The sequence below is a fragment of the Comamonas suwonensis genome, assembly GCF_012844455.2.
Taxonomy (GTDB): domain Bacteria; phylum Pseudomonadota; class Gammaproteobacteria; order Burkholderiales; family Burkholderiaceae_C; genus Comamonas; species Comamonas suwonensis.
Genome location: NZ_JABBCQ020000006.1, coordinates 77108 through 91182, shown reverse-complemented (window position 1 = coordinate 91182; position 14075 = coordinate 77108). Strand labels below are relative to the sequence as shown.

Annotated in this window: 13 protein-coding genes; 7 read left to right on the top strand and 6 right to left on the bottom strand. The window is 59.8% G+C overall.

What is annotated here, in order from left to right; translation table 11 throughout:
• Both HF327_RS08560 and HF327_RS08555 read left to right on the top strand, forming a co-directional pair.
• The gene (locus HF327_RS08560; protein WP_169107849.1) at window positions 1–393 is read left to right on the top strand and encodes a RidA family protein; all 393 of its coding nucleotides are present in this window, start codon (window positions 1–3) and stop codon (window positions 391–393) included.
• A gap of 177 nt (window positions 394–570) precedes the next feature.
• The gene (locus HF327_RS08555; protein ID WP_169107848.1) at window positions 571–1242 is read left to right on the top strand and encodes a GDSL-type esterase/lipase family protein; all 672 of its coding nucleotides are present in this window, start codon (window positions 571–573) and stop codon (window positions 1240–1242) included.
• A gap of 16 nt (window positions 1243–1258) precedes the next feature.
• On the opposite strand, the gene HF327_RS08550 is transcribed toward HF327_RS08555, so the two are convergent.
• From HF327_RS08550 to HF327_RS08540, 3 genes are all read right to left on the bottom strand, one after another.
• Complete coding sequence (locus tag HF327_RS08550) at window positions 1259–2443, bottom strand: phospholipase A (RefSeq protein ID WP_169107847.1); 1185 nt, start codon at window positions 2441–2443, stop codon at window positions 1259–1261.
• Between the two features lie 50 nt (window positions 2444–2493).
• Window positions 2494–2817 (bottom strand): hypothetical protein, encoded by a 324-nt coding sequence (locus HF327_RS08545; RefSeq protein ID WP_236024103.1) that lies wholly within the window; start codon window positions 2815–2817, stop codon window positions 2494–2496.
• A gap of 113 nt (window positions 2818–2930) precedes the next feature.
• Window positions 2931–5003, bottom strand: a complete 2073-nt coding sequence (locus tag HF327_RS08540) for an ATP-dependent helicase (protein WP_169107845.1) — start codon at window positions 5001–5003, stop codon at window positions 2931–2933.
• Between the two features lie 282 nt (window positions 5004–5285).
• On the opposite strand from HF327_RS08540, the gene HF327_RS08535 reads away from it, so the two are divergent.
• From HF327_RS08535 to HF327_RS08515, 5 genes are all read left to right on the top strand, one after another.
• Entirely contained in the window at window positions 5286–6023 is a 738-nt protein-coding gene (locus tag HF327_RS08535) for a hypothetical protein (RefSeq protein ID WP_169107844.1), read from the top strand.
• Window positions 6020–6583, top strand: a complete 564-nt coding sequence (locus tag HF327_RS08530; RefSeq protein ID WP_169107843.1) for a GTP-binding protein — start codon at window positions 6020–6022, stop codon at window positions 6581–6583. The genes HF327_RS08535 and HF327_RS08530 overlap by 4 nt, the downstream gene beginning before the upstream one ends.
• Window positions 6580–6978, top strand: a complete 399-nt coding sequence (locus tag HF327_RS08525) for a roadblock/LC7 domain-containing protein (protein WP_169107842.1) — start codon at window positions 6580–6582, stop codon at window positions 6976–6978. The genes HF327_RS08530 and HF327_RS08525 overlap by 4 nt, the downstream gene beginning before the upstream one ends.
• A gap of 85 nt (window positions 6979–7063) precedes the next feature.
• On the top strand, window positions 7064–7423 hold the full coding sequence (locus HF327_RS08520) for a hypothetical protein (RefSeq protein WP_099739966.1): 360 nt from the start codon (window positions 7064–7066) through the stop codon (window positions 7421–7423).
• A 126-nt stretch (window positions 7424–7549) separates the two neighbouring features.
• The gene (locus tag HF327_RS08515; RefSeq protein ID WP_169107841.1) at window positions 7550–8500 is read left to right on the top strand and encodes an AEC family transporter; all 951 of its coding nucleotides are present in this window, start codon (window positions 7550–7552) and stop codon (window positions 8498–8500) included.
• Window positions 8501–8667: 167 nt separating this feature from the next.
• On the opposite strand, the gene HF327_RS08510 is transcribed toward HF327_RS08515, so the two are convergent.
• The 3 genes from HF327_RS08510 to hemE all read right to left on the bottom strand — a co-directional run bounded on the left by HF327_RS08510 (window position 8668) and on the right by hemE (window position 13969).
• On the bottom strand, window positions 8668–9789 hold the full coding sequence (locus HF327_RS08510; protein WP_169107840.1) for a type II asparaginase: 1122 nt from the start codon (window positions 9787–9789) through the stop codon (window positions 8668–8670).
• Window positions 9790–9983: 194 nt separating this feature from the next.
• Complete coding sequence (priA, locus tag HF327_RS08505) at window positions 9984–12161, bottom strand: replication restart helicase PriA (protein WP_169107839.1); 2178 nt, start codon at window positions 12159–12161, stop codon at window positions 9984–9986.
• 692 nt (window positions 12162–12853) lie between these two features.
• Window positions 12854–13969, bottom strand: coding sequence for a uroporphyrinogen decarboxylase (hemE, locus tag HF327_RS08500; RefSeq protein ID WP_169107838.1), 1116 nt, complete (start codon window positions 13967–13969; stop codon window positions 12854–12856).
• Window positions 13970–14075 lie beyond the last annotated feature (106 nt).

Here is a 14075-nt window from a genome sequence, read left to right as displayed (position 1 = left end):
ATGCAAGTACTGCTGCCACCGGGCTGGCCCCGGCCCAAGGGATATGCGAATGGCGTGGCCGTGAGTGGTCGCCAGATTTATGTGGCCGGCATGATCGGCTGGGATGCACACGGACAGTTCCACACCGATGATCTGGCGGGTCAGGCCCGGCAGGCCATGCAGAACATTGTGGAGGTGCTGGCGGCAGGTGGGGCCAAGCCAGAGCACATTGTGCGCATGACCTGGTATATCACCGACAAGAAGGACTATCTGGCCCAGCAGGTCGAGATTGGCAAGGCTTACCGCGAGCTGATCGGCTCCTTCAGCGTGGCCATGACGGCGGTGCAGGTGGCCGCGCTGATTGAAGACCGGGCCAAGGTCGAAATTGAGGTGACGGCCGTGCTCCCAGACTGATTACCCGCCTGATCTTGCATAGCCGCTGCGCTTTGGCTGCAGCGGCTTTTTTATGGCTGCTGCTTTGCTGTTTTTCTGTTGTGCAGCAATGCATGGTTTGGATCGCGGGGGCTGAGCTATCCTCGGAGAGAAAGGGGCTTTCCCCGTCGCTGCCATTCCACTGTTTTGAGAGATGCCATGAAGCCGATATTTGACCCGTACCGACGCCATGTTCTTCAAGGTTTTCGTGCCGCTGCAGTCGTGGCGGGCAGCAGCATGTTGCTGACGGCTTGCGGGAAAAAAGTGCCTAAAGCCGCGGCCATTTCCGCAGGTTCAACGGTGCTGGCGCTGGGCGATTCTTTGACGCAAGGCGTGGGTGCCAGTGCGGACACGGCCTACCCCAGCGTGCTGGCTGAGCGCACGGGCTGGAAGGTGGTGAATGCCGGTATCTCTGGCGAGACCAGCAGCCAGATTGCAGCGCGACTGCCCGGTTTGATTGATGAGCATCAGCCAGCCTTGGTGATCTTGTGTGCTGGTGGCAATGACTGGCTGCAGCGCAAGAGCGCGCAAGCGGTGCAGGCCGATATCAACGGCATGCTGCAGGTGTGCAAAAGCCAAGCCATTCCCGTGCTGCTGGTGGCCGTACCTGAGCTGAGCCTGAGTGCCGCGCTGACCGGGCGCATGAAAGATCACGCTATCTACAAAGCACTGGCCGAAGACAAGAAGGTGCCGCTGCTGGCCGATGCCTGGAGCCATGTACTCAGCGATAGCGCGTTGCGCGCTGATCAGGTGCATGCCAATGCCGCTGGCTATGCCCGGTTTACGGATTTGCTGGTGGCGCAGGTCAAGGCTTCGGGTTTTCTGACCTGAAGCCCGACTGCTGCGTTTAAAAGTCCAGCAGGCTCAGGCCTACGCTCAAGACTGTACGTTTTTTGTTGTAGTCAATCAGGCTGTCGCCATAGCCGCTGAACAGCTGCACATGCAGGCGCAGATTGCTCTTGCCGCCGTTCCAGCCTTCGCCCAGTGTGCGCAGCCACTCAACGCGACCCGAGCCCTTGCCCTGGCCCAACGAGCCGCGTGCGGTCAGACTCAGGTAGTTTTGCTGGTTGACGTTCCAGCCCAGCTTGATTTCGCCACGGCCGATGTAGTCCTGAATGTAGGGGTTGTCGTCTTCCAGCGCGCTTTCTTTCATGCGCTTCCAGATCTTGGCGTTGACCTGCCAGCGGTTGTCCAGCTCTGCCCCTGTCATCAGGTACCAGCGGTTCCAGCTGCGTGAGAGCGGGTTGCTCTGGCCGTTGGACTGGTGCACGAGTCCGATGCCGGAATAGCGCCAGCGCCAGCCAAAGGGCAACTTGGCGTCTGTGGGGTAGACGTAGAAGACTTCGGGCTCATGGTCCGTGGTGCGGAATGGGCGCGAGATGTCGCTGTTGAACAGCTGCCAGTAAGACTGCTGAGAATAGCCAAACCACAGCGAGTCCTTGCCGGGCGATGTGGGACCGGTCAGCAGCCCAGAGGCAATCTTGGTACGTGCCGAGAGCTGCAGTCGCATTTCATGCTTCTGATACGGCTGCTCAGTGGCCAAGCCACGGCTTGGCGAGTAGGGCTGTTGGTTGACCTCATCGCCGACGACCACGGAGACGGACATGGGCCGGTAGCCGCGGAAGTTGAAAGTGCCGCAGTCAGAGCCAGGCTCCAGCTCAAAGTAGCGCGACATTTCGCTGTAGCGCGGGTCGCGGCAGCCGCCGTTGGTGGGCGTCAGGGCCAGGCCGGTTTCGGTCACGGCGATCACGGGTGCGGCATTGCTGACGGGAGCCAGCGCAACGGGTTCCTGTGCGCTGGCTAGAGGCGCGACCCAGGTGGTTGCCGGTGGGGGGATTTGCGGATTTTGCTTGAGTGCCCAGGCATCAAAGCAGGCCAGGCGATCGGTATTGCTGGTGGTGGCGGCGCATTGCTGCCAGTTTTCTGGGGGCGGTGTTTCAGCGCTGCTGGCTATGGATGGAGTCAGGCCGGTCATCAGCGCCAGGCTGATGCTCAGGGTCAATGGGTGCAGTGCGAGGGGACGTTGGCTCATGGGGTCAAAGGGGTTTCGGGCGGGTTGCCAAGGACTGCATCAGGAGCTGTTCAAGGCTTGGCCTTGCGCATGATGAACGCATGAGGTGGAGCATCTTCTCCCTCTAGGTAACTGCCGTGAATTTCTGTGCCGCAGCTGCCTTCCGTGACCTCGCCGAGCCAGGTGCCGGTGATGCGTGAGCCATCTGCGCTTTCTTCCAGCGTAACAGAGCCTTGGTTCACATCGCCCACCATGGGGTGGTTGCTGCCGGGGCGGCTGATGCGGCCTTTGACATTGCCCTCCCACTCAGGGTGCGGCCCCAGGACGATAAGAATGCTTTCGTCACTGCCTTTGATTGAGCCTAGCCATTCGCCTTGCAGTTGCTTGTCGGACATCTGCCAGTCTTGCGGGCAAGCGCTGGTGATACTTGCATCAAATTGCGCCCAAGCGCCCGTTGCACAAGCGCTTGCAGCTATGAAAAGCAGAGTTTTCAGAGTCATGTTCGGTATCAGTTGGCCGCGCCCGGTACGGCAGGGCTTTTGCGTGCGGCAAATTCTTCGCGCAGTTTGCGCAGCTTTTCGCGCGGGTCTTCCTTGGCGGTGGCCGCGTCCAGTCCCATCTCTTTGATAAAGCGGCTTGGCATGCAGGCCACCATTTCGCGGCCCTTCTTACGGCGTTTGGTCCAGCTGACGGCCAGCGTGCGCTGGGCGCGGGTGATGCCCACGTACATCAGGCGGCGCTCTTCCTGCAGGCGGGCCGCTGTTTCATCGCTGACCTTTTGCTGCTTGCCGTTGTCATCGTCGAGCTTGAAAGGCAGCATTCCCTCGGTTACGCCGACCTGCATGACATGCGGCCACTCCAGACCTTTGGAGGCGTGCAGGGTGGAGAGCACGACCATGTCCTGCTCTTTTTCCCGTTCGCTGATAGTCGAAAGCAAGGCGATGTTCTGTGAGACCTCCAACAGGCTCTTGACTTCGGTCTCTGTGGTCGTGCCTGCGGCATCTTCAATCTTGCCGCCAGCGCGCTGTGCCATCCAGTCGCAGAACTCCAGCACATTGCTCCAGCGAGCAGCGGCTACGGACTCACTGTCTTCGCTGTCGTACAGATACTGTTCGTAGCCAATTTCCTTGAGCCAGTCCATCAAAAAGGCACGAGAAGCATCGACTCCCAAGGTATGGCGAGCGCGATACTCCAGGTCGTTGATGTAACGTCCAAACTCCAGCAGGCTCTCGAAGGCCTTCTTGGGCAAGGCGTCTTCCAGCATGGCGTTGAACAGCGCGCCAAACATGCTCAGTTTGTGTGCGCCTGAGAATTCGCCCAGCTTGCCTAACGTGGTGTGGCCAATGCCACGTTTGGGTGTGCCGATGGAGCGCAGAAACGCCGGGTCATCGTCGTTGTTGATCCAGAGGCGGAACCAGGCGCACAGGTCCTTGATTTCCGCCCGGTCAAAGAAGCTGGTGCCGCCTGAGACCTTGTACGGAATGCTGGCCTTGCGCAGCGCCTTTTCAAACGGTTTGGCCTGGTGGTTGGCTCGGTAGAGGATGGCGAAATCCTTCCACGCCGGCTGCGGGTTCATGCTGGCTCGCAGCCCCTGAATACGGGCCACTGCGCGCTCGGCTTCATGCTCTTCGGTGTCGCAGTCGACGATGCGCACGGGCTCGCCCTCACCCAGTTCAGAGAACAGCGTCTTGGGAAACAGCTTGGGGTTGGGGCCGATCACATTGTTGGCTGCCCGCAAAATAGCACTGGTGGAGCGATAGTTCTGCTCCAGCTTGATGATCTTGAGCTGCGGAAAATCGACCGGCAGCTTCTTCAGATTGTCCAGCGTGGCACCGCGCCAGCCGTAGATGCTCTGGTCATCGTCACCCACGGCCGTGAAGTGGCCGCGCTCGCCCACCAGCATCTTCAGTAAATCGTATTGCGTGGCGTTGGTGTCTTGATATTCATCGACCAGCACATGGCCCAGCAGACGCTGCCATTTCTCACGTACTTCTGGGTGGCCTTTGAGCAGGCGCATGGGCATGCCGATCAGGTCGTCAAAGTCCACGCTCTGGTAAGCGGTCAGGCGCTCTTCGTAGCGCTGCATGATGAGGGCGGTGCTGCGCTCGTTGTCGTCCTGGGCCATGGCCAGCGCCTTGCGGCTGTCCCAGCCGTTGTTTTTCCAGCCGCTGATAGTCCACTGCCACTGACGAGCAGTAGCCACATCGGTGGTGACCCCGGCGCAGTCTTTCAGAATGCCGGTCACATCGTCGGTATCCAGAATGCTGAACTTGGGCTTGAGGCCGAGGATATGGCCATCCTCGCGTACCATGCGCACGCCCAGTGAGTGGAAGGTGCAGATCAGCACTTCCTTGGCCTGCCGGCCAATCAGCCCGGCAGCGCGTTCGCGCATTTCAGCCGCAGCCTTGTTGGTAAAGGTAATGGCCGCAATGCGGCGGGGTGCCAGACCGGTCTCGATCAGGCGGCCGATCTTGTGCGTAATCACACGGGTCTTGCCCGAGCCGGCACCGGCCAGAACAAGGCAGGGACCTTCGGTGTAATGCACGGCCTGAAGCTGAGCGAGATTGAGACCAACGGACATGACGCAGAGTGACCCATCATCAAAAACAAGGACTGGCAGCATACCGCCTCACTGAGAACAGCTCTGATCGCGCTTCTCACAACTGACAAAAAGAAGGGACACAGTGAGCGTTTTACCTACATTGGTGAGTGCGCGTAGCTCTAATAATTAGTTGTAATAAGGTGTTAGTTTTGTAGTGTGAAAGATTGTGTAATGTCTGACTGAATATGCCGAGTATCAAGTGAATTTGCTATGGTTTGATATGGGCTATTTATTTTTTCTATCACAGTTAGGGTGCTCTGCATGGCGAGAACCATTGGTGAAGTAAGCTTGGCTGCAGAGCTCTGGACGCCTGCTGTACAGCAGCGCTTTGAGTCTCTGTTTGCTGTGGCTGCACGCAAGTCACTGTCTGGTTGGCGCCAGGTGCCCAGGCATTCGGCAGAAGTACTGGTACTTGAAGGCTTTGCGCCTCAGGTGTCGAAAGACGAGACAAAGGCTCCCTGTGTGGTTTACGTGGGTGGAGAGGCAGCGATGCAGCCGCTGGGTCGCTCTTCGCAAGGTTGGGCCGCTCACCTGGATGTGGACTTCACGCTGTCCGATCTGATTGACATGCTCGATCGTGCGGCAGTCTTTCTCATGGACTGGAGGGCTCGCCAAAAAGTCAGCGTCACGCTGACTTTGCAGCGGGCTCTGGATGATCTTCAGCAGCAAGGCTTTGACTGCATGCACCGCTTTCAGCTGCGCTCGTGGGTCGCATTGCCTGGCAGTGCGAACACCGCACAGAATATGCGGGTGCTGGCGCTGTTGTCACGCGGGCCGATTGATGCCAAGTCCATCAGCGATCATTCGGGCATTGAAATGTCTCAATTGTTGACCCTGTTGTCTCGACCTCAGGTTCAGGCCGTATTGCGCTGCAGTTTGCGTAGCTCTCAGGAGACGTCTGCAGCGCCCATATCAACAAAAACGCAGCCAGCTACGTCGGTCACGCGCCAATGGGTGAGCAAGTTGACGGGCTGGATTACGCGCGGAGGACGTTCATGACACCTTTTATGCCCCAGCCTGGCCAAGGCCTGATGCGGGTGAGCCTTTTAGGGCCTATGGGCATAGGCAAGACCACGGCTTTGCGCAGTCTTTGCGGAGAACTCATGGCGGGCAGTGATGTTCGTAATCTGGACAAAGGCGCACACGCCAAAGAGTTCACGACTGTTGGTGCCGAGTTTGGCGAAATTGATCTGGGCTCTGGTGAACGTCTGCAGCTCGTAGGCAGCCCTGGTCAGGACCGTTTTGACTTTGTGCGACGCTGGGTGCTGTCTGCCTCGGTGGGCGCACTGCTGATGGTTGATGTCAATGATGCGGATGCCGTGGAATACGCCTCCGAGATGCTGACCGGTGCGGCGGAGCTGGACGCTGCGCCTTTGATGATTCTCCTCAGCTGCCGCACCGCCAACGGGGCGCAGCTGGAAGCTTTCAGTGCGGCCCTGATGGCCAAGGGCCATGACGTTGTGCCCATTGTCGAAGCCGATCCCCGTGATCGCCAGCAGATGCTGGACGCCCTCGGTGTGCTGGCATCGCTGCTGTCCCTGCAAAGTCAGACCCTATGAAAAACCATACTCCTTTTGTGATCCCGACTCATGTCATTGAGGCCGGCCAAGAAATTCTGTCGCGTGTGGTGGCCCCTGTATCTGGCGTGCACATTGCGTTGCTCTGCACCCCTGACGGGTTCGAGATTACGGCGTTGCGCATTCGCAGTGAATTGCCTACCGAGCGACTGTCCGCCATGGCCGGGTCGCTGATGGCCATGGCCAAGGCCGTGGCCAATGAAATCAGTCACAAGGATTGCCGGCGCCTGACGTTTGAGACGGAGTCGGGCACGGTGGTTTTCCAGGCGGTGAACGGGTCATTCCCGGCCGTTCTCTGTCTGGTTGTCGATCAGAACGCCTTGCTAGGCCGTGCACTCTGGGCGGCGGGTGAGGTTTCAACCGGGTTCCTGCCCTGAAAACAGGCGCACCGGGGTTCTGTGTTTGAAAGTATGCGCAGTGGTTGCGTGGGTTCCTTGTCTTGCTTTTTTATAAGGTGGATTTATGCCCTCTATTCAAGATTCTCTGAACGCTCTGATGACATCTGACGGCTCCATTTGTGGTGCACTGGTCGACAGTACTAGCGGCATGCTGATGGGGAGCGTCGGAGGTGGAGTGGACATGGAGCTGGCCGCTGCTGGTAACACCGAAGTGGTGCGTGCCAAGCTCAAGACCATGCGCATGCTGAACCTGAACGATCAGATCGACGACATCCTGATTACGCTGGGAAAGCAGTACCACATCATCCGTCCCGTGTCTGCCAACGACGGTGTGTTCTTTTATCTGGTGCTGGACAAGTCCCGTGCCAACCTGGCTCTGGCTCGCCGCAAAGTGGCTGAAGTGGAGAAAGAGCTCAAGATCTGAGGTGCTCAGTTCTGCCGCCTGGAAAAGCCTGCCTTGTGCAGGCTTTGTTTTTGGGTATGCCTCCGGCTGAATTTTTTTCATGGCGCAGGAGTAAGAGCGAAACCTGAGCGCTGTCACAATTTGTGCGTGCTGTCCGTACTACTTATCACCTTCCCCTTCTTTGCCTTGGTGGCCTGCGGATTTATTGCCACCTGGCGCGGCGTACTGCCGCAGGCGGCGATTCCCGGCCTGAACGCCTTTGTGCTGTTCTTTGCGCTGCCCTGCATGCTGTATCGCTTTGGCGCGCAGACGCCCATTCATCAGCTGTTGGATATCAACGTCACCCTGGTCTACCTGCTGTGCGCCGCTGCGATGGTGGGCGCCACGGTGTTGCTGACCCGCAGGCGCATGGGCTGGAACGATGCAGCCTTTGGCGCACTGGTCGCCGCCTTTCCCAATACCGGCTTCATGGGGGTGCCCATGCTGGCAGCCCTGCTGGGAGCACAAAGTACGGGGCCGATCATTGTCACCATGGCCATCGACATGGTCATCACCACCTCCGCCTGCATCGCGCTGTCGAGGCTGGATCTGGCGGGTGGGCAAGGTGTCTGGACTGCGGTGCGCAGCTCGCTCAAGGGCATGGCTGCCAACCCCATGCCGTGGTCCATCTTGCTGGGCGGTCTGGCATCGGCCATGGGCTGGGTGCTGCCCGGCCCGGTGGATAAAACCGTGGCCATGCTGGCCGGGGCCGCCTCTCCCGTCGCGCTGTTCACCATTGGCGCGGTGCTGGCCCGCTCTCAAATGAATAGCCACGAGCGCGTGGCCGCGCGTGACTATGTGCCGATTGCACTGGCCAAACTCATCATTCACCCGCTGCTGGTCTGGGCTGTGGGTATGAGCGCCATGGCCATGGGCCTCTCGCTGAGCCACGAAACACTGGTTGTGCTGGTGCTGCTGGCTGCACTGCCATCCGCCAGCAATGTCTCGCTGCTGACCGACCGCTACGCTGCTCACAGTGGCCGTGTGGCACGCATCATCTTGGTCTCGACCAGTTTGGCGTTTCTGACCTTTTCCGCTGCCGTGGCTTTGATGGTCTAGCAAAAACAATAGCGGCTTGTGCAAGTACCACCTGCACAAGCCGCTGTTTTGACCTCTAAGCTGAAATCAAGCATGGACCCGCAAAGAGGCAGCCAGCAAGAGCCGTCTCGCGGCAAAGGCTGCCGTCCCCTTGAGGGGAAGCCGCATCAGCGGCTCAGTAGGAGGGCTTAATACTCCCAGAACATGCGCTGCAGCTCTGCAGTGCTCGCGCCCTTGGTCAGTGCCAGCATGGTCAGCAGGCGGGCCTTTTCGGGGCGCATGTCGTGGGCGACGACCCAGTCGTACTTGTCATCAGGCTGCTCGGCGTTGCGCAGCACAAAGCCATAAGGCACGCGCGATGAACGCACGATCAGCGTGCCCTTGGTGCGCGCATCCTGCAGCGGCTTGACCATGCGGTCGGCGACCGAACCATTGCCGGTGCCGGCATGGACGATGGCCTTGGAGCCGGCCGCCACCAGCGCATTCACGGCCGTGGGCTGCACGCTGCCGTAGGCGTAGACGATGTCCACCTGTGGCAGCTTGTCGATGTTGTCGATGTTGAACTCGGAGTTATTGGTGTGGCGCTTGACGGGGGCGCGGAACCAGTAGTTCTTGCCCTCGACCACCATGCCCAGCGGGCCCCACTGGCTCTTGAAAGCACCCGTCTGAATGTTGATGTCCTTGTTCACATCGCGGGCGGTATTGATCTCGTCATTCATGGTGACGAAGACGCCTTTGCCCTTGGCATCCTTGGAGCCCGCCACGCTGACGGCATTGAGCAGGTTCAGCGCACCATCGGCAGACAAGGCCGTGCCGGGGCGCATGCTGCCGACCACGGCGATGGGCTTGTCGGTGTGCACGGTCAGGCTCAGGAAGTAGGCGGTCTCGGCCAGCGTGTCTGTGCCGTGGGTGATGACGATGCCGTCTACATCGGCCTGCTTGGAAAGCTGCGAGACGCGCTTGGCCAGTGTCAGCAGGTTGTCGTTGGTAAAGCTTTCAGAGGCAATCTGGAAGACCTGCTCACCGCGCACATTGGCCACTTGCGCCAGCTCTGGCAGTCCGGCCAGCAACTTGTCCACAGGCACCTTGGCAGCGGTATAGGTGGCGCTGTTGACGGTGGAGGCACCTGTACCGGCAATGGTGCCGCCTGTGGCCAGCACCACCACATTGGGCTTGGCGGTCTGGGCTTTGGCCGCCTGCATGGCTGCAGGAGAGGCATCCTGCGCCAGCGCTGCGCCGGGTGCAGACAGAACGCCGAGAACGGCAATGGTGGCGGCCAGCAGTGTCTGGCGGAAGGCTTGCTTTTGCATGAAGTAGTGCTCCGTGATGTGATGGATCGGCCTCTTGTGGAGCCGAGCCTCACACCATGCAATAGCCATGCCGGAATGCCCATTCGCGCAAATCCCGATGGATTTGCCAAGCATCACGGGGTTCTTTAAATTTCATAGCGCACTGCGCTTGTTTATCAAGCGCTAGAGGCTGAAAAGTCTTGAAGTCAGAGGTCTCAAATGCTGAGCGGATCCACATCCACCAGCCAGCGCACCAGCGGCCTGTGCTCTGGCAGTCCGCGCAGCCAGTGCAGATATTGCTGCCATGCGTTCAGAAAACGCAGCAGGGCGCTGCGGTTGGTGGCTTCCAGCAACATCTGGGCGCGCTCCACATTGGCCACGCGCTGCACCGCCATGGGGATGGGGGGGTAGAGGAAAACTTCGTCCAGATAGGGCAGGTTGGCATCGCGTGCCACCTGCGTGGCGGCCAGCAGAAAGGCCTGCGCAGCTTCCTGCGTTCGGGCATCGGCACGCACGATGGCTTGAAAGGCGTAGGGTGGCATGCCTGCGTCCAGCCGCTCTTGGAGCTGCTGCTTGGCAAAGGCCGGGTAGTCGTGCCTGCGCAGCGCAGCGTAGACGGCGTTTTGCGCGTCGTGGCTTTGAATCCACATCTCGGGGTGGCTGTCCTGCGCCGTCACATATTGCGCATCGCGCCCGGCGCGGCCGGCCGCTTGCATGAGCAGGCAAAACAGCCGCTCTGGCGCGCGGTAGTCGCTGGAGTACAGGGCGCTGTCCGGCTGTACGGCGGCGACCAGTGTGATGCGCCTGAAGTCATGGCCCTTGGCCACCATCTGCGTGCCGACCAGCACATCGACGTCGCCTGCATGTACCTGGGCCAGTTGCTCTTCCAGGCTGCCCTTGGCCTTGGTCGTGTCGGCATCAATGCGGCCCACACGGGCCGGATTGCCGTCGGGGCGCTGCACATTGCGCAGCAGGCGCTCCAGCTCTTCCTGCAACTGTTCCGTGCCCTTGCCCAGCGGCATGATGTCTGGGTTGCCGCAGCTGGGGCAGACAAAGGGTACGCGCTGCGTAAAGCCGCAGTGGTGGCAGCGCAAAGTGCGGTCGCCTTTGTGAAAAACCTGGTGGGCGCTGCAATGCGGGCAGTCGCTCTTCCAGCTGCAGTCGGCGCAAAACAGCACGGGCGCAAAGCCACGGCGGTTGAGCAGAATCAGGCTTTGCTCGCCACGCTGGACGCGCTCGGTAATCGCGTCCAGCAGCGGCGGCGAAAACACGGCCTTGCGCGGCTGCTGGGTCATATCCACCAAGCGCACCTTGGGCAGGCTGGCCGAGCCAATGCGGCTAGGCATGTTCAGGCGCAGGTAGCGGCCCGGGCCTCCACTATCCGCGGGCGTGCTGGCATGCCAGCTCTCCAGCGATGGCGTGGCGCTGCCCAGAATGACCTTGGAGTGTGTGGCTCGCCCCCGCCATAGGGCCAAGTCGCGCGCGGAGTAACGCGCGCCTTCTTGCTGCTTGTAGCTGGCGTCATGCTCTTCATCGACGACGATCAATGCCAGCTGCGGTACGCTGGCAAAAATTGCCATGCGTGTGCCCAGCACAATGCGCGCGCGGCCGGTGTGGGCGGCCAGCCAGCTTCTCAGGCGCTGCGGGTTGGTCATGCCGCTGTGCATGCTGACCACGGCATCCGTGCCGTATTGCGGTGTGAAGCGGGCGACAAAGCGCTCTTCCAGCTGGGGCGTGAGATTGATCTCGGGCACCATCACTAGCGCCTGTGCTTCGGGGTTGGCATCCAACACGGCCTGCACGGCGCGCAGATAGACCTCGGTCTTGCCGCTGCCGGTGCTGCCGTAGAGCAAAAATGGGCCAGATTGCTGCTCAATTTGCTCAAAGACCAAAGCCTGCTCTGCGCTAAGTGCTAGCAAAGGGATAGTGGTCGGCGTGGCGGTGACTTCGACAACGGGCTCGGCGGTTTCTTCTATGGCTTCGGCCTGTGCTTTTTTGCTGCGGCGTTTGGGTTTGGCGGCCTTGGGCGGGGCTAGGCGCCGCGCCAGCTGCTCGGGCGTCATATCGCGCAAATGGGGCGGCAGGGCTGATACGGCAATCTCGCCCACGCTGCGCTGGTAGTAGTGGGCCGCAAAGGCCACCAGCCGCCGCCACTCCTGGCTCAGTGGTGCAATGCCTTTCAGTACCCCGGCAATGCCGCGCAGCTCAATGCCTTCGGGAATGGGCTCTGCGCTAGCGGGCGGATCCCAGACCACGCCCAGCATCTCCCGTTTGCCCAGCGGCACACGCACCAGCGTGCCCGGTGCCAGTTCCTCATCGCTGCGGTAGCTGAGCAGATCGCCAACGGCACTGTGGGCAGGGGTCTGGACGGCAACGTGAACGATGTGGGACATGTGCGGGAAGAAGGGTTGGAGTCATCGGTCTGGCCGATGTTCTCAGAGCTATAGCAGATTTTGAGGCCTGCAAAGGCTTTGCGGTCTGTGGATAACTTTGTGAGGAAAAATAGGCCGAAGGTGACGCTCTCAACTTTTAAGTCTGAAGTTAGTCAATCTGCAACAGATCTGGTGGACTAAAAAATATATATAAAACAAATACTTATATTTGATTTCCGTGTCTTTGGAAACTTTGCTAGGTCAAGCGCTTACAAGAAGTCTGCTTTGCCACATCTGTGCATAAATCAGGCGGGGCGCTGCTGTCAACCGAGAAGCTCCCTAAACCTAAATGCGTGCAAACTCCTGCGCAAAGTCTGCAACTCCTTAATAAATAGCATTAATCCAAGCACTTGCAAGGGACTGTGCGGCTTTTAAAGCGATGCGTGTGGATAACTTTTATCTATCAAGCGAGAGCCACAAGAAAAAATAAAAAAGCGCCAAACCTCGTTGGCGCTTCATTTCTCGGGGTCTGAAATTTAATTCTTTTAAATCAAAGGCTTGCTTTGATTTTGTTGCGCTAGGAGCAAGCGATTGTCGCGCAATAACCTTTTGGCTGACTGAGTCGTTAGCCCGGGGAAACCGGGCTCAAAGCTCAGAAAGTGAGCAGCAAGTGCCATTTCGCGATGCGCGTAGGCACTTGTTGCTGGTTCGGTTTAGCCCTGTGTGCGCAGCAGGCGCGAGTGGCTGTGCACCGCCTCGACCAGCGCGGCCACATGCTCAGGCGGGGTGAACTGGCTGATGCCGTGACCCAGATTGAAGATGTGGGTGGGGCCGGTGGTACTGCGGTCTGTGTGGGGCTTGCCAAAGCTATCCAGCACGGCGCGGGCCTGTGCGGCGACTTGCTCTGGGGCTGCAAACAGCACGTTGGGATCGATATTGCCTTGCAGTGCCTTGCCGGGACCACCGACCTGGCCGCCGACAATGGCGCGAGCCTTGCCCAGATTGGCAGTCCAGTCCAGACCCAGCACTTCGCAGTCCAGATCCTTCATGTCATCCAGCCAGATGCCGCCGCCCTTGGTGAAGACCAGACGGGGCACATCGGTGCCGTCCACACCGGTGCGCTTGAGCTGGGCCAGCACGCGCTTGGTATAGGTCAGGCTGAATTCCTGGAAAGCACCGTCGGCCAGCACGCCCCCCCAGCTGTCAAAAATCATCACGGCCTGAGCACCTGCGTCGATCTGGGCATTCAGGTACTGGGCCACGCTGTCGGCGTTGACTTCCAGAATACGGTGCATCAGGTCGGGGCGCGAGTACATCATGGACTTGACAGTGCGGTAGTCGTCGCTGCCTTTGCCTTCGGTCATGTAGCAGGCCAGCGTCCAGGGGCTGCCCGAAAAACCGATCAGTGGCACGCGGCCATTCAGCGCCTTGCGGATGCTGGTGACGGCATCAAACACATAGCGCAGCTTGTCCATATCGGGCACAGCCAGCGCAGCCACTGCGGCCTCGTCGCGTACGACATTGGCAAAGCGTGGACCTTCGCCTTCGGCAAACGTCAGGCCCAGGCCCATGGCGTCAGGCACGGTGAGGATGTCGCTGAACAGAATGGCTGCATCAAGCGGGAAGCGCTCCAGCGGCTGCAGCGTCACTTCGGTGGCGTAGTCCACATTGGTGGCCAGGCCCATGAAGCTCCCTGCCTTGGCGCGGGTAGCTTTGTATTCAGGCAGGTAACGTCCCGCCTGGCGCATCAGCCACAGGGGCGTGTAGTCAGTAGCCTGGCGACGGCATGCGCGCAGGAAGGTGTCATTGGTCAGGGGGGCGAAGCTCATGGCTTGATTGTCGCCCACTCTGGCTTTTCTATTCACCACATTCCCGAGCAGCAATCCACACCTCTGGGTGATGTGGCTTTTTTAGACCCGCGAATACAAGCCTTGA